Source organism: Thermodesulfobacteriota bacterium, from assembly GCA_040758155.1.
In the GTDB taxonomy this organism is placed as follows: domain Bacteria; phylum Desulfobacterota; class Deferrimicrobia; order Deferrimicrobiales; family Deferrimicrobiaceae; genus UBA2219.
On sequence record JBFLWB010000087.1, the window covers coordinates 1 to 15796 of the forward strand.

The following is a 15796-nucleotide window of genomic DNA, read 5'->3' on the forward strand; positions in this document are numbered from 1 at the left end:
CCCCTTCCGGCAGCCGCGCCGCCACGAAATCCACCCCCGCCTGGAGGTAAAGCTCGGAGATCAGCTCCGCAAGCGACGCCCGCTCCTTCCGCGCGGAAAGGCGGGACAGCAGCGCGACCGCGTCCCGGGTCCGGGGCGGCACGGCGGCGGGATCGTCCCCGTACAGCGGCAGGATCTCCGCGTCGGACAGCCCGAAGAAGACGGTCTTCAGCGCGGCGTGGAGGGCGGAGCGATCCGCGGGGACGTCCACGGCGGAGAGGACGATCCGCAGGTCCTGGATCTCCTGCCGGAAGAAGAACCCCTTCCGGGAAGGGACGATGTACGGAATCGCGGCGGCGGAAAGCGCCTTCCGGCAGCCGGAGAGCACCTCCCCCGAAGCGTCCGACCGGTAGAGAACCGCGATGTCCCGCAGCCGCGCGGGCCGCTCCGTCCCGTCCGGCCCGCCGACCTTCACCGCGCCGACGATCCTCCCGACCAGCGCCGCGAGGAACTCCGACTCTTCCGCGTCCGCGCCGAGCTCGTAAAGGGTGACCGGGTGCCCCCCGCCGGGGTCGGACCGGTGAGGGATCACCGGGGCGTACGCCGGAGAGAAATCCTCCCCTCCCGGGAGCACTCGCGCGAACAGCCCGTTCAGCGTCGCGAGCAGGTCGGGACGGCTCCGGAAATTGCGGGACAGCGGCACGTCCTCTCCCCCGTCCTTCCTCATCTCCTCCCGGAACTTCTCGTACACCTGGATGTCCGCGCGGCGGAAGCCGTAGATGGACTGCTTCGGGTCGCCGACGACGAAGATCCGCCCCGGCGGGCCGCCGGAGGACAGCATCCTCAGCATCCGCGCCTGCAGCGGATCGGTGTCCTGGAACTCGTCCACGAAGATGTATCGGAACCGCGCCGAAAGCTTCCGCGCGACCTCCGGCGCGGCCGCCAGGAGCGCCTCGGCGCGCAGCAGCAGGTCCATGAAGTCGAGGCCGCTTCCCTTCGTCCGCTCGTACGCCTCGAGAGCGGCCCCCGCCCGCGAGAAGAGGAACCGGGCGGCGGCGTCGCCCGCAGGAACCTCGACGACCTGGGAGAAGAGCTTCCGGAGCGCGTCGCGGACCTCGGCGAGTTTCGGTCCTTCCGGGCGGGGGAACTTTTTCTTGCTCGTGCTCTTCCGCAGGTCCATGCCGAACGCTTCGTCCGCGACGGCGGCAAGCGACGATGCGGCGTCGAGGTCGTCCGGGTGGCCCGCAACCCACAACGACTCCAGCATCGGCAGTGCGGCGCGGAACGCCGCCGCCGCGGGGTCGTCGTCCGGCGCCAGAATCCCCGCCGTGAACGCGCGGAAATACGCCACGTGCGGAAGGTACTCCCGCCGGAGGAATCCCGAGAAATCGGCCGGCGTCCCGAAATCCGGGGGCTCCCCGCGCAGCAGGTCGCGCTGCGCCAGGCACAGCCGCCGGATCACCCCCCACACCTTTTCGGGGTCCGGCTCCTTCCGGAGGATCCGTTCCCATTCCGGCGACACGGCGTCCGTCCCGAACTCGCCGCGGAGGAACAGGCGGAACGACGCGTTCCAGGCGTCGGCCGATTCCCCGTCGGGCAGTACGGTGAAGCGCGGGTCCACGCCCGCCTCGGCCGGGAAAGAGCGCAGGATACGGGCGCAGAAGGAGTGAAAGGTGGTGACCGACAGCCGCCCGGCCGCGTCGGCCATCTCCTCCATCCGGCGGCGGAACGAGCCCGGCTCACCGTAAACCGCGGGAGGGATCCGCACCGAGCGGTTCCAGCTCCGGATCCGCTCCTCGATGCCCGCCGGATCCTCGCTCTCCTGGGCTGCGGCGTACAGGCGCTCCCAGCCCTCCGTCAGCCGCGCCTTCATCTCCGCCGCCGCCTTGTCGGTGAAAGTCAGCAGGAGCGCCTCGTCCGGCAGCAGCTCCGGCCGCTCCAGGAACAGGTTCGTGACCCGCGCCACGAGCGTCGTCGTCTTGCCGGTCCCCGCGGAGGCGTCGACCGCAAGGTTCCGGCGAAGCTCGGAGGCCGCCTTTTCCCGGTTCTCGAGCATCCGGTCACCCCTTCTCCGGCCGGTGGTCGGCCAGGACCGACAGGGCGGGATCGCGGGAGATGGCGGCGGCGAGCGCGTCGGTGCCGGTCTCCGATCCGTCGTATTCCGGCGAGACGCGGCAATGGTCCTTGAAGGGGCACGCTTCGCAGTAGCGCGGCGCCGGCCTTTGCGCGTACGTATACCGGTGGTGCGGGAGCGGCGGGAAGACGCCCGCGCGGGCGAGCGAGAGCCAGTCGGCGAGCGCGGCGGCCCACCGCTCGCCGAACGCTTCCCACGGCGGCGCTTCCGCGGCGGCGAGGCCGCCCCTCAAGAAATAGAGGACCGCCGATACGGAAGGAGGCGCCGGGTCGAGCGACCGTGCCCACGCCAAGTAGACGGGCAGCTGGTGGGACAGGCCGTGGAGCAGCCATTCGAGATTCACCTCGGCCCGCTTCGGATCGGAATACTTGTAATCCACCACCCGGGCCTCCCCCGCCGGCCCGCGGTCCAGCCGGTCGACCCGCCCGCGGAATCCCGGCAGCGCGGAAGGGGGAACGGTAAACGATTTTTCCACCGTTTCGACGCGCCATCCCGGGCGCTCCCCGGCGGCGAGCCGCTCGCGCTCCGCCAGCCGCTCCACGTCGGCCGCGATTCCGAGGCACTGGATCCGGAAAAGACCCGGCAGGCCGGCCGGGTTCTCCCGGGAGAAACGGGCGGCGGCCTTTCTCGCCGCGGCGGCGCCGTCGCCCCACCCTTTCCCCTCCGCGGCGTCCTTCCCGAGGATCCGCAGGGCGTCGTGAGCGATCTCTCCCATCTCGGCCCAGGTGAGGGAAGCCGCCTCCTCGGGCTCCTCCGGTGGATCGAAACGCAGGAGGTACCGCAGGAAATACCGGTACGGGCAGCGGGCGAGCTCCTCGAGGGCGGAGGCGCTGTGCGTCTCCGGCGGAGCGACGGGGACGGCGGGGCCCGGATAGACGTACTCCCCACGGGACCGCGCGGCCCACGCCTCCAGAACGCCCAGGATGCGGCTCCACCGGACCCCAGTGGCGGGAGCGATCCCGCCGGCGAGCCACGCTGCCAGCGCCTTCTCCCGCGCGCTCCGCGGGCCATCCCCCGCCAGGGCGGCGGAAGGGGAACGGGGAAGCCGCTCCACGTCGGCGCCTTCGACCCGCTCCCACTCCTCCGAGAAGACGGAAGGGCCGGCGAACCGGGACATCAGGTGGAGGAGGTACCGGGAGGGGCGGCCGGCGGCGCCGGAGGAGTCCGCCCGGCGCACGGAATACGCGATCCCCTTCCGCACGGACGCGGCGGGCAGGGCGAAGAGCAGCTTCTCCTCGGCGGCGTTGCGCCGCCGCAGCGACAGGGCGTCCGGCAGCCCCGCCTGCGCGGTCAGGCGGTTCAACTCCGCCCGTTCCGCGTCCGGCAGCAGCGGATCCTCCTCGAGCTGCGCGGGAAAGGAGCCCTCGTCGATCGACAGCATCAGCGCCCGGTCGGCGGTGACTCCCCGCATCGCGAAGGAATCGCCGAACACGACCGCCCCCGGGATCCGCATTCCTCCCCGCTCCCCCGTGAAGAGGCGCCGGTCTGCGAAGAGTCCGGCGATCCATCCCAGCGCGAGGCGCGTCCCCGGCCAGGGGAGCAGCGCGTCCGGGATTCCCTCCAGGTCGGCGAGCATGCCGAACAGCTCCTCCACCGCGCGCCGGTCACGCTCGCTCTCCGGGCCGTCGTCGAAGAGCACGCGGAACTCCCTCGCGAGAATTTCCCGCAGCGCACGCGCCAAGGAAGCGTATCCCGTCGCTTCCGACAGGGGGGAAAGGGAGCGCCGGAGCGCCCGCACCTCCGCCGCAAGCAGCTCGACCTGGGCGGCGCGCCCCTCCGCATCTTCCTCTTCATCCCGGCGGCGGCCGCGGGGACGACGCGACAGGCGGGTCTCCCAGTCGTTCCCGGAAAAGACCTGCCGCTCCCGGGAAAGGATGTCCCAAAGATCGGGGCGCGGCGGCACCGGCCCGTCCTCCGCGGCCATGCGCCGATACGGCGAGGCCAGGACGTCGATCACCTTGCGCCGCGGGTAGTCGTCCCGCGCCGCCTCGATCATCCGAAGCAGCAGCCGCACCGGCGGAACGGACGACAGCGGGACGTCGATCCGGCCCGCCGTGACGATCCCGTACTCCCGCGCGATCCGCTCCCAGTCCGCCATCGCTTCCGGAGTCGTTTTCCGGGCGACGAGGAACGCCGTGTCGCCCGGCGCCTCGTCGAGCCACCGCCGGACGCGCCGCGCCGCGAGGCGCATCTCCCCTTCCCCGTGGGGAGCGGACAGGACGGGGAACGGCACGGGGACGGGCGATGCGGGCGGGAGGGACGAGAAGATCCGCTCCCGGACGGCGGCCACCGGCGGCTCCGGGGCGTCCTCGAGGAAATCGACGTTTCCCTCGAACGCGGTCCGGAGACGGTCCCAGGAGCGGGCGGCGAAAAGGAAGGACGGGGAAAGGGCGCCGTCGGCGCCGAAGAGCCCCGGGAAATAGACCTCGTCGAGCAGGCCGCTCGACAGGAGCCGGTCCACGAGGGTCCACTGGAGCCGCGTGAAATCGTAGAAGCCGTACAGGATCACCCGGAACGGGTAGCCGGGCTGCTCGAATCCCGCCACCGCCTCCTGGAAGATCTTCCGCCGCGTCTCCCCTCCCATCGCGCGGACTTTTCGCGCCACCGCCGCGGAGAGGCGCCGCCACTCCGCCCAGCGTTCGGCCGCGCGCGTGTCGCCCCGCTCACGGGCGGCCCGCGAGGCCGACGCGAGCTCCGCGTCGCCGATCCATCCTTCTTCCAGGTCGCCGAGCGTGCCCGCCAGGGCGGCGGGAAATCCGGGCGTCCCCGCGATCCGCGCGAAATCGCCCTCCCCGGACGCGTACGCTTCCAGCGCGCCCGCCGTCACGGCCGCGGACATCCGGGCGGGCGGCAGCTCCCGAGGAAACATCCCCCGGTGCGCGAGCAGCCGCAGGGCGAAGTCGTACAGCGTCATGGCGGAGGCGCCGGCGGCGGCCCCCTCCCGGACGGAGGCGAGCCGCTTCATGAGGTGCTCCCGCAGGTCGTTGGAGGGGACCAGGAGCACCCTCTCCCATCCGGGCCCTCCCCACGCGGGATCCGCAAGGCGGGAAAGCAGCACCCGTTCCAGCGCGGAATAAGGCCCGGCGAACAGGCGGGACAGCGGCGGGCGCGCGGAATCCATCGTGCGACCATTGTAAACAACCGCCCCCCGATGGAGAATAGGACTTTGGGGAGGGACGCAGACACCGATGCACTCGAAGGCGCGCATACGGGAGCAGTTCGGCCGCGTGGCCTCTAAATACCGCTGCAGCGCCGACCACACCGACGTGGAGGACCTGGATCTCCTCTTCTCGGGGCTCGCCCCGGAAAAGGGGGCGCGGGTGCTCGACGTGGCCACGGGGGCGGGGCATACCGCCCTTGCGCTCGCGCGCCAGGATATCCGGGTGGTGGCGTCCGATCTCACCCCCCGCATGCTCCGGGAGGCGAGGAAGCTGGCGTCGGACTCGGGGGCGGGCGGCATCGCCTTCGCGGGGGCGGACGCCGAGGCGCTCCCCTTCACGGACGGGTCGTTCGACCACGCGACGTGCCGGATCGCCGCTCATCACTTCCACGACATCCGCGCGGCCTTGAGGGAATTCGCCCGGGTTGTCCGCCCCGGCGGGCGGATCGGCATCATCGACAACATCGTGCCCGGCGAGCCGTCGCTCGACGCCTTCCTGAACGGGATCGAGAGGGTCCGCGACCCGTCCCACGTCCGCAGCTACCGCAGCGAGGAGTGGCTGGAGTTCATCGCGGAGGCGAGCCTCGTCCCGCTGCAGGTCGCCTACCTCTGGAAGACGCACCCGTTCCCGGAATGGGTGGCGCGGACCGGGCAGCCCCCCGAGGTGCAGCGCGAGATCGAGTCGATGTTCCTGAACGCCTTCCCCCGGGCCCGGGAGACGTTCCGCATCCGGGTCGACGCGGGGAGGGTCGTTTCCTTCGCGGACGAAAAGATCGTCCTCGTGGTGAGGAAATCCGTTCCCCTCCCGTTCCAGCGATGAAAATGGAGCTCCCCGGGGACGCCGTGACGACCGTCATCTTCGTCCCGGCGATGGACTGCCCCGACGAGGAGCGCGAGATCCGCGCAGCGCTCGGACGCCTTCCATCGGTGGAGTCGCTGTCCTTCCGCCTCTTCGCGCGCCAGGTGACGGTGCGGCACACCGGCCCCGTGGAGCCGATCCTCGAAGCCCTCCGCCGCATCGGGATGGAAGGACGCCCGGTGGACGAGACGCTCCGGAAAGCCGACATCCCCCGGGGCGACCGCGCCCAGTACCGCACGCTCCTGCTCGCCGGAGCCGCGCTCCTTGCAGGGATCCCGCCGGCCCTCGCCTTCCCCGGGGAGCCGCTCGCCCGGCTCCCATTCCTTGCGTCGATCCTCCTCGGCGGCGTCCCGGTGGCGCTGCGCGGCTTCCGGGAGGTCCGGAACCGGTCGCTCGGCATGAACGCCCTGATGACCATATCCATCGGGGGCGCGGCGCTGATGGGGGAATGGACGGAGGCCGCGGTCGTCGTGACCCTCTTCGCCCTGGCGAACCTCCTGGAGGCGCGCAGCATCGACCGCGCCCGGCGCGCCACCGTGGAGCTGTTCGCATCCTCCCCCGCGGAGGCCGTCCTGCGCGTGGGCGGAGTGGAGGGAGAGGAACGGACGGTCCCGGCGGAGGAAGTGCGGCCGGGAGACACCCTGGTCATCCGTCCCGGCGAGCGCGTTCCCGTGGACGCCGTCCTGCGCCAGGGGCGCTCCGACCTCAACGAGGCGCTGCTCACGGGGGAATCGCTCCCCGTGGAGAAGAAGGAAGGGGATCCGCTCTACGCCGGGACGGTGAACGGGCGGGCGCCGCTGATCGCCGAGGCAGTCCGGTCGCTCTCCGACTCCACCTACTCCCGGATCCTGCGGCGGGTGGAGGAAGCCCAGACGCAGAAGGCGCCGGTGCAGACCTTCATGGAGCGCTTCGCGGGGGCGTACACCCCGGCCGTTCTCTGCGCCGCGGTCCTCGTCGCGGCGGTCCCCCCGCTGGCCGGGCACGGCTCCTTCGCTTCGTGGGCGTACCGCGCGCTCGTCCTGCTCGTGATCGCCTGTCCGTGCTCCATCGTCCTGGCCGCTCCCGTGGCCACCCTTTCCGCGTTGACGCGGGCCACGCGCGAAGGGATCCTCATCAAGGGGGCGCGGTACCTCGAGACGCTCGGGAAGGTCCGGGCGGTGGCGTTCGACAAGACCGGGACGCTGACGCACGGCCGCCTCCGGGTAGCCGGCATCTTTCCGGCCCCCGGCTGGACGGAGGACGAGGTGCTCCGCCTCGCGGGCGCCGTGGAAGCGGGATCCGCCCACCCCGTCGCGGAGGCGATCCGGCGGGAGGCGGCCCGGCGGGGCGTGGCCGTGGCGGCGCGCGGGACGCTCGCGCGGACCTTCGCCGCCGTCGCGGGGCGCGGCGTGCGCGGCGTGGTCGAGGGGAAGACGGTCCACGTGGGCAATCCCGGCCTCTTCCTGGAGACGGGCTACCCGAAGGAAGCCGTCGACGGGCTCCTTCGGGACGCCGCGGCGACCGCCGGATCGGCGGTGCTCGTCGGCGCCGACGGCGCGATGGCGGGAGCCCTGTTGCTGTCGGACCAGCTCCGGGCCTATGCGGTCGAAACGGTCCGTGAGCTGCGGAAGTTGGGGATTCCCCACCTGATTCTGCTGACGGGCGATCGGGAGGAGGCGGCGCGGGCCGTGGGCGCCTCCGTGGGGATCGAGGAGATCGAGCACGGGCTGCTCCCCGACGACAAGCTGGCGCGGGTCCGGGCGCTTGTGGCGTCCCACGGCGCCGTGGCGATGGTGGGGGACGGCGTGAACGACGCGCCCGCCCTGGCGCTGGCCACCGTCGGAGTGGCGATGGCCTCGGCGGGCTCCCCCGCGGCGATGGAGACGGCGGACATCGCCCTGCTCACCGGGGACCTCCGCAAGGTCCCGTCGGCCGTCGCGCTGGGGCGCCGGATGGTGGCGCTGGTGCGGCAGAACGTCGTCGCGGCCATCGCGATCAAGACGGGGTTCCTCGGGCTGGCGGTCGGCGGTTTTGCTACGCTGTGGATGGCGGTGCTCGCGGACATGGGAACCACGCTGCTGGTGATCTTCAACGGGCTGCGGCTCCTGTCGCCCCGATCCCCCGCCTTTTCGGAAAGAGGGGACGATGACCAGGGATAAGCTTCCGCGCAACGTGATCGCGCTGGGACTGGTAAGCCTGCTCACCGACGTTTCGTCCGACATGATCGTGCCGCTGCTTCCGGTCTTCATCACCGCGACGCTCGGCGCGGGCCCGGCGGCGCTCGGCATCATCGAAGGGGTCGCGGAAGCCACGGCGAGCTTCCTCAAGCTGGCGTCCGGCGCGTGGTCCGACCGGGTCGCGAAAAAAAAGCCGCTCGTGGTCTGGGGCTATTCGCTGGCGGCGGTCGCCCGCCCCCTCACGGCATTCGCCGGATCGTGGCTCCACGTCCTGCTCATCCGGTTCGCCGACCGCACCGGGAAAGGGATCCGGACCTCCCCGCGGGACGCCCTCATCGCCGCTTCCGTCACCGAAGGGACGCGGGGAAGGGCGTTCGGGTGGCACCGGGCGATGGACAACCTGGGCGCGGTGCTCGGACCGGCCGCGGCGTTCATCCTTCTTTCGGCATGGGGATTCTCCTACCGGACGGTCTTCCTGCTCGCGGCGATCCCCGGGATCGCGGCCGTCCTCGTCCTCGTTTTCGTCGTCAGGGAGACGGCCTCCGATACGGCCCCCGGCAAGGGATTCCGGCTCGGCGGCGAAGCGCTTCCGGCCCCGTTCCGCCGGTACCTGATCGCGCTCGGCGTGTTCACGCTGGGCAACGCCAGCGACAGCTTCCTGATCCTGCGCGCGGTGGACGCCGGCGTCCCGGCGATCTACGTCCCGGTCCTCTGGGGCGCCTTCCACGTCGTCAAATCGTCGCTGGGCATGTACGGCGGGATCCTGTCCGACCGGTTCGGCCGCCGCAGGATGATCCTGGCGGGGTGGGCGGTTTACGCGGCCACGTATGCGGCCTGGGGAACGACCGAGGGAGTCTATTGGATGGTCGGCCTTTTTCTGATATACGGGCTGCATCACGCCGCGTGCGAAGGCGCCGAGCGGGCGCTGGTAGCCGACCTCGTTCCGCAGGAACGGCGGGGGACGGCCTACGGATGGTTCCACCTGGTAGTGGGGATCTGCACCCTTCCCGCGAGCGTGATCTTCGGTTTCCTGTGGAAGGAATTCGGCGCACCGGCCGCCTTCGGCGTCAGCGCGGGCCTTGCCCTGCTGGCCGCCGCGCTCCTCTTCCTGTCGCTCCCGCGGAAGGGCGCGGATCCGGGGGCCGTAAAATAAGACCGCCGGTCGACCCGCGAGGTGCCGCGATGGAATCGCCCTTCATCGAGTTCCTTTTCGGCGCGGAGGATACGCTCGTGGAGCGGATTCTGGCGGACTCGCACGCGAACGGCTACGCGAGATACCTCCCGGGCGACCCGAAGGTGTGGCGTCCGACGGTCCGGGGCGTCACCGGCTCCATCGTCCAGGCGTACCGGACCTCCGCCCAGCCCCCTCCCCTCGACGCGGACGAGATGGGGAGAGAGGACGGCCTCACCGCCTTTCTGGTGGTCGAGGCGCGAAAGCACCGTATACAGGGGGTCCCCCAGGGCGCCTTCCTCGGCATCGTGAAGCTGCTCCGGCGCGCGTACGCGGACCTTCTCCGGTCCGCGGGGTTTTCCCCGGAGGAGGAGGCCGGGTACCGCCTGCTCGTCGAGCGGTTCTTCGACCGGAACGAGGCAGCCGCCTGCGTCGCCTGGGCCGGGGAGAGCCTTCGGGAACAGGCGGAGGAACTGGCCGCCGGGGCGCTCGAGCGGGGGAACGCGCGGATCGAGGAAGCGCTCGACGGGCTGCGCCGCATGCAGGCGGAACGCCCGCGGGAGGGGGAGAAGGAGCCCGCCGGGCGGATGGCGGAGCGGCTGGCGCGCGAGATCCGGCGCCCGGTCGGGGTCGTCGCCGGGAACCTCGCCGCGCTCCGGAGCCACATGGCCCGGCTGCGGAAATTCCTGGCCGAGCAGTCCTCCTGCATCGACAAGGGCTCGCCGCCGCACCTGGCCGAAGCGGTCCGCCGCCGGCGGGGGGAGGTCGACGAAATCCTCGAGGACGCCGCCGGGCTGATCGGGGAAACGCTGGATGAGGCGGAGCGCGTCCTCGCGCTCGTCGGCGAGATGAAAGGATTCGAGCGGAAGGCGGAAGGCGAGTTCCGGCAGGCCGATGTCAACGACTGCCTCCGCGAAGCCGTCCTTTCCGTGCGGGACGCGTTCAAGGACCGGGCGACCCTGGATAGGAGGCTCGGCAGGCTACCCAGGACCCGATGCCACCCGCCGCAGCTCACCCGGGCCTTTTCGGACCTCCTGGGCTACGCCGCCCGCTCCGTCCGGAAGGGCGGCGCGGTCACCGTGCGGTCATGGGTCGAGGACGGCTGCGTGCGCGTTTCCGTCGGCGATGCAGGGAGGGAGATCCCGGAAGAGCTGCTGGGCCGCATCTTCGAGCCGTTTCCCGACGCCGCGGAGAACGGCGCGGAGAATGGAGCGAGACTGGGCTTGAGCGCCGCGCACGACATCGTCGGGAGGCATGGAGGGGAAATCCGGGTCCGGAGCTCGCGGGGGGCGGGGACGGAGTTCATCGTTTCCGTTCCCCTGGTGAAGGAGAGCTAGCCTCCCCAATGGGCGCTGGGCTGCGCCCCCGGGACCTCCGTCACGCGAAGGATGAAGGGGCTGCGCCCTCCCATCCCGTCGAACCGCAGGTCGAAGAACGTGATCTCCTTCCGCCCGGGGACGGACGCCACCTGGACGGAGGGGAACCGGGCGAACCACAGGTACGTCTCCACGTCCGCCATCCCGCGCAGCGCCCGCACCTCGGGGACGTCGGCGCCCTTCGGCACGCGCTGCTTCCAGGTTACCTCCCCCGTCAGCGGCGCGACCACCGCGCGGTGGAAGGAGCCGCCGTCGTCGATGAAGCCGTTCCATGCGAACGGGCCGGCGGGAAAGGGAACCTCCAGCCGCCGGGAGCCGTTCCCGTCGCCGTCCGCCGACACCCGGAAATCGGCCATTGCGGGTGAGGCGAAAGCGAGGCGCTCCGGCGCCGGCAGCCCGACGAACGGAAGCGCGGGAAGAGCCTGCGCGGATACCACCGTCATGCCGTTCCGGACCGCGGCGTCGCGCACCGCATCCCGTGCCCCCTCGTGAAACAGGGCGGCGAGCCCCACATAGGCGACGAGGACCGCCAGGGCGGCCCGCGCGCGCGCCGGGTTGACGCGCGACAATGCGATCCCCGCGATGATGATCCCGGAGAAGACCAGGTCGACGACGAACAGCAGGTCGAGCGACAGCCGGGCGTCAGAGAACGGCTGAAGGAGCTGCGTCCCGTAGGAGTTCAGCAGGTCGAGCAGGACGTGGGAGAGCTGTCCCAAAGCGACCAGCAGGAAGACCGCCCTCCGGTCCTTCAGCTTGCCGTACCGAGTGAACAGGAACATGAGGAGAAGGGAGACCGCGACGATCCCCGGGGCGGAGTGGGACAGCCCCCGGTGGATGCGCAGGTACGCCTCGCTGCCGAGCAGAGAGGCCGCATTGTCGGCATCGGGGATGACCGCCGACAGCGTCAGGACCGCCGCCACCGATTTCGGGTGGCCGCCCTTCCATTTTTCCGGCAGCGCCCGGGCGATGAGCCACCCGGTCAGTCCATGGGTTACCGTATCCATCCCGATCAGGTCATCTTCCGCGGATCGAGGACCTCGTCGATCTCTTCCGGGGAAAGTTCTCCTTTTTCCACCAAGATTTCCCGGATGGTCTTTCCGGTCCGGTACGCTTCTCGAACCAACTCAGCCGCTCGATTATAACCGATTTTCACGGAAAGAGGAGTGATTATCGCCAAGCTTTTTTCGACCAGCTCCGCGCATCGCTTCTCGTTGGGAGCGATCCCCTCCACGCACCGCTTCGCCATGAGGGACGCGGCGGCGGAAAGGAGAGAGACCGACTCGAGCAGGTTGCGCGCCATCACCGGCATCATCACGTTCAGCTCCAGGATCCCCAGGGCGCCGCCCAGAGTCACCGCGGCATCGTTGCCGATCGCCTGCGCCGCCACCTGGATCGCCGCTTCGAGGACCACCGGGTTTACCTTCCCCGGCATGATGGAGGATCCCGGCTGAAGCGGCGGCAGGTCGATCTCCCCGATCCCGCACCGCGGCCCGGAGGACAGGATGCGCAGGTCCTGGGCGATCTTCATCATCGACGCGGCGATCCCTTTCATCGCCCCGCTCGCGGCGACCAGGGGATCCTGCGCGCCCATCGCCTCGAACCGGTTCTCCGCCTCCCGGAAGGGGATCCCCGTCTCCCGGGCCAGCCCTTCGATCGTCCGCCGCGCGAATTCGGGATGGGCGTTCACCCCCGTCCCCACGGCGGTGCCGCCCAGCGGCAGCTCCTCCAGCTCCGGGAAGACCGCCATCACCCGGCGGATCCCGTGGTCGATCTGCGATGCGTAACCCGAGAACTCCTGTCCCAGCGTGATCGGCACGGCGTCCTGCAGATGGGTCCGGCCGATCTTTATGATGTCCGCGAACGCCTCCGCCTTCCTTCCGAGCGCGTCCCGAAGCTCCTCGAGCGCGGGGAGAAGCCGCGCGGTCAGCTCCGTCCGGACGGCGATCCGGATCGCCGAGGGGATGACGTCGTTGCTCGACTGGCAGCGGTTGACGTGGTCGTTCGGATGCACGGGCCGGTACCCGCCCAGAGGCGCGCCCAGCAGCTCGTTCGCCCGGTTCGCCAGCACCTCGTTCACGTTCATGTTCGTCGAGGTGCCGGAGCCCGTCTGGAAGACGCCCACGATGAACTGATCGTCGTGCCTGCCTTCGAGCGCCTCCCTCGCTGCCCGCGCGATCGCCTCCGCCTCCGCCGCGGGGAGCAGCCCCAGCCCGGCGTTCACCTCCGCGGCCAGCGCCTTGATCCGCGCCGCGGCGTGCACCACGGGCAGCGGCATCTTCTCCGCGCTCACGGGAAGGTTGTCCGCCGCCCGCTGCGACTGCGCCCCGTAATACGCCTCTTTCGGCACGCGGACCTCGCCCAACGCGTCCTTCTCCACGCGGTATCCGGTCATACCGATTTCCTCCCTCAGTGCTCCTCTTCCCGGATCGGCTCGTACTCCTCCCGCTCCGGGGAATACCGGTAGATCGTGCCGGTGCCGATCTCGAAGTACCAGGCGTGTACGTGGAGGCGCCCCTCCCGCGCCGCCTTCTTTACCGCGGGGTAGGTTCGCAGGTTCTCCATCTGGACGAGAACGTTCTCCTGGGATGTGATCTCGTAGCGCTCTTCCCGGGTGAGGCCGGGATAGTTTTTCTCCACCACCTCCATCGTCCGGGCGCCGTGCTCGAGCCATTTCGCCACGTGGGGCATGCAGGCGAACTTCGACCGGTCGCGATAGAGCGCCTTCAGCGCCCCGCAGTCCGAATGTCCGCAGACGATGATGTCGCGCACCTCGAGATACTGCACCGCGTACTCCACCGCGGCGCCGACGCCCGATTCGTCCAGCCGCTCCTCGGAGTACGGGGGGACGAAGTTGCCGATGTTCCGCAGGAGGAAGAGGTCCCCCGGCTGCCCCTGGGTGATTCGCAGGGGGGCGATCCGGGAATCGCTGCAGGTGATGAACAGCGCGTCGGGGAACTGCCCGTGCTCCGCCAGCCGCCGGTACAGCTCCTTGTCCTGGCCCCAGAACTCCTTCCGGAACCGGTGGATGCCGTGGATCAGCTTCCTCATCCGGAGCCCCTCCCCAATGGAGATATTCCGTTCATTCTATATGGTCCCGGTTGACGCAGGGCTTTTTTCCGGGAGATGATTTTGGTTCAATCCGCGCATCGGGGAGAAGACCGCCCGTTTCGGAGTCCGTCAACCCAACGTTCCAGCCCGGCGGCCCCTCCGGCCGCCGGACACCACGGGGGAGGCAACGGATGACGAAGAAGACCGCCTTCTGGATTTTCCTTCTCGGGACGCTGTCCTCGTCGGCTCTTTTCCTGGGGCTGACGTGGGACACCCACCGGCAGGTGGCTACGCTGGCCAACGTGGACAAACTGTCCGACCAGGTCGTCGCCGGAAAACGCGCCTTCGAGAAGCGCAACTGCAACGACTGCCACACGATCCTCGGCTTCGGCGGATACTACGCCCCCGACCTCACGCGGGTGGTCCAGCGGGTCGGGGAGGACGGGATCCGCTTCCGGGTGGCGTCGCCCGAAAAGGCGTTCGAGAAATCGTTCCGGAAGATGCCCCGCCAGAACCTCACGGACGCGGAGATCACCGATCTCATCGCCTTCTTCCGATGGGTCGGCGAGGTGAACAACAACGACTGGCCGCCCCAGGACAGCAAAAAGCGCCTTTCGCGGGGCGAGCAGCGGATGATGGCGTCGGTCGGGGTTTCGCCGGGCGCTGCGGTCTTCCAGACGAAGGGATGCATGAACTGCCACTCGCTGAGGGGAACGGGCGGGACGGTCGGGCCGAAGCTGGACGGGATCGGCGGGGGGATGACGGAAGAGCAGATCCGGGCCTACGTCCGGGACCCCAAAAGCGTGGAGCCGACCGCCACCATGCCGGCACAGAAGGACAACCTGACGGAACGGGAACTGGAGGAGGTCGCCAGGTTCCTCTCCACCCTCAAGTAAGGAGGCCCCGATGGAATACCGTTCCCAAAAGATCGCCTACTGGTACTTCGTCGCCGCGCTCCCGCTGTTCGTGCTCCAGGTGCTGCTGGGGCTGTATCTGGGATTCAGCTACACCTTCACCGTCCCGCAGGAGATCGTGGACGTCTTCCCGTTCGCGACCGCGCGGGCCATGCACACGAACCTGCTCGTCCTGTGGATGCTGCTCGGCTTCATGGGCGGTGCCTATTACATCGTCCCCGAAGAGACGAAGTCCGAGATCTGGTCCCCCGGCATCGCATGGTTCCAGCTCGTCGCCCTGTTGGCGACGGGCGTGACGGCGCTGGTCGGCTTCCTCTTCGGATGGACGCAGGGGCGGCCGCTCCTGGAGATCCCCACGGCGCTGGACATCGTCGTGGTCGTCGGGGCGCTCGCGTTCCTGTTCAACGTGGGGATGACGATGTTGAAAGCAAACCGCTGGACGGCCATCCAGGGCACGCTTCTCGGGGGGCTCGTCTTCCTCGCGCTGCTGTACCTGTTCGGCATCCCGTTCTACCGGAACCTCGTCATCGACTGGTATTACTGGTGGTGGGTGATCCACCTCTGGGTGGAAGGGGCGTGGGAGCTGGTGACGGCGGCCATCTTCGCCTTCATCCTCATGAAGATCACCGGCGTGGACCGGCAGGTCGTCGAGAAGTGGCTCTACGTGGAGATCGGGCTGTTCCTGTTCACCGGCGTCGCCGGGACGGGGCACCACTATTACTGGATCGGCGCGCCGAGGTACTGGCTGTGGGTCGGCGGGATCTTCTCGGCCCTCGAGCCGGTGCCGATCATCCTCATGGTGATCGACACGATGAAACACGTGAAGGCGCGCAAGGCGGAGATCGTCAACCCGCTGATCTGGACGTACGCCGTCGGGTGCGCGGTGCTGCACCTCATCGGAGCGGGCGTCTGGGGGTTCCTGCACACGCTGCCGCAGATCAACTACTACACCCACGGCTCCCAGGTCACCGTATCGCACGGGCACCTGGCGTTCTTCGG

Annotated in this window: 11 protein-coding genes; 6 read left to right on the top strand and 5 right to left on the bottom strand. The window is 70.0% G+C overall.

Features of this window, described 5'->3' with window-relative positions; genetic code table 11:
- Positions 1–2035, bottom strand: a 2035-nt coding sequence (locus AB1346_05095; protein MEW6719803.1) for a UvrD-helicase domain-containing protein, incomplete at its 3' end; no start/stop codon positions are given.
- A 4-nt stretch (positions 2036–2039) separates the two neighbouring features.
- Positions 2040–5234, bottom strand: a complete 3195-nt coding sequence (locus tag AB1346_05100) for a PD-(D/E)XK nuclease family protein (GenBank protein ID MEW6719804.1) — start codon at positions 5232–5234, stop codon at positions 2040–2042.
- A gap of 67 nt (positions 5235–5301) precedes the next feature.
- Here AB1346_05100 and AB1346_05105 point away from each other — a divergent pair, with 67 nt between their 5' ends.
- Genes AB1346_05105 through AB1346_05120 form a run of 4 tightly spaced genes read left to right on the top strand, consistent with a single transcriptional unit; the run spans position 5302 to position 10796 of the window.
- A complete protein-coding gene (locus AB1346_05105; protein MEW6719805.1) occupies positions 5302–6093 on the top strand; it encodes a methyltransferase domain-containing protein in 792 nt (263 codons plus the stop codon).
- A 2-nt stretch (positions 6094–6095) separates the two neighbouring features.
- Entirely contained in the window at positions 6096–8270 is a 2175-nt protein-coding gene (locus AB1346_05110) for a cation-translocating P-type ATPase (protein ID MEW6719806.1), read from the top strand.
- Complete coding sequence (locus AB1346_05115) at positions 8257–9441, top strand: MFS transporter (protein MEW6719807.1); 1185 nt, start codon at positions 8257–8259, stop codon at positions 9439–9441. Before AB1346_05110 ends, AB1346_05115 begins: the two co-directional genes overlap by 14 nt.
- 29 nt (positions 9442–9470) lie before the next feature.
- Entirely contained in the window at positions 9471–10796 is a 1326-nt protein-coding gene (locus AB1346_05120) for a HAMP domain-containing sensor histidine kinase (GenBank protein ID MEW6719808.1), read from the top strand.
- On the opposite strand, the gene AB1346_05125 is transcribed toward AB1346_05120, so the two are convergent.
- The 3 genes from AB1346_05125 to AB1346_05135 are packed head-to-tail and all read right to left on the bottom strand — an operon-like array spanning position 10793 to position 13883.
- Positions 10793–11839, bottom strand: a complete 1047-nt coding sequence (locus tag AB1346_05125) for a metal-dependent hydrolase (protein MEW6719809.1) — start codon at positions 11837–11839, stop codon at positions 10793–10795. The two genes, AB1346_05120 and AB1346_05125, sit on opposite strands and share 4 nt — an antisense overlap.
- A 5-nt stretch (positions 11840–11844) precedes the next feature.
- Positions 11845–13227 (bottom strand): class II fumarate hydratase, encoded by a 1383-nt coding sequence (locus AB1346_05130; protein MEW6719810.1) that lies wholly within the window; start codon positions 13225–13227, stop codon positions 11845–11847.
- A gap of 14 nt (positions 13228–13241) precedes the next feature.
- Positions 13242–13883, bottom strand: coding sequence for a carbonic anhydrase (locus AB1346_05135; protein MEW6719811.1), 642 nt, complete (start codon positions 13881–13883; stop codon positions 13242–13244).
- Positions 13884–14074: 191 nt separating this feature from the next.
- Here AB1346_05135 and AB1346_05140 point away from each other — a divergent pair, with 191 nt between their 5' ends.
- Together AB1346_05140 and AB1346_05145 are read left to right on the top strand one after the other, a co-directional pair.
- Positions 14075–14779, top strand: a complete 705-nt coding sequence (locus tag AB1346_05140; protein MEW6719812.1) for a c-type cytochrome — start codon at positions 14075–14077, stop codon at positions 14777–14779.
- A 10-nt stretch (positions 14780–14789) separates the two neighbouring features.
- Positions 14790–15796, top strand: a 1007-nt coding sequence (locus AB1346_05145) for a cbb3-type cytochrome c oxidase subunit I (protein MEW6719813.1), incomplete at its 3' end; no start/stop codon positions are given.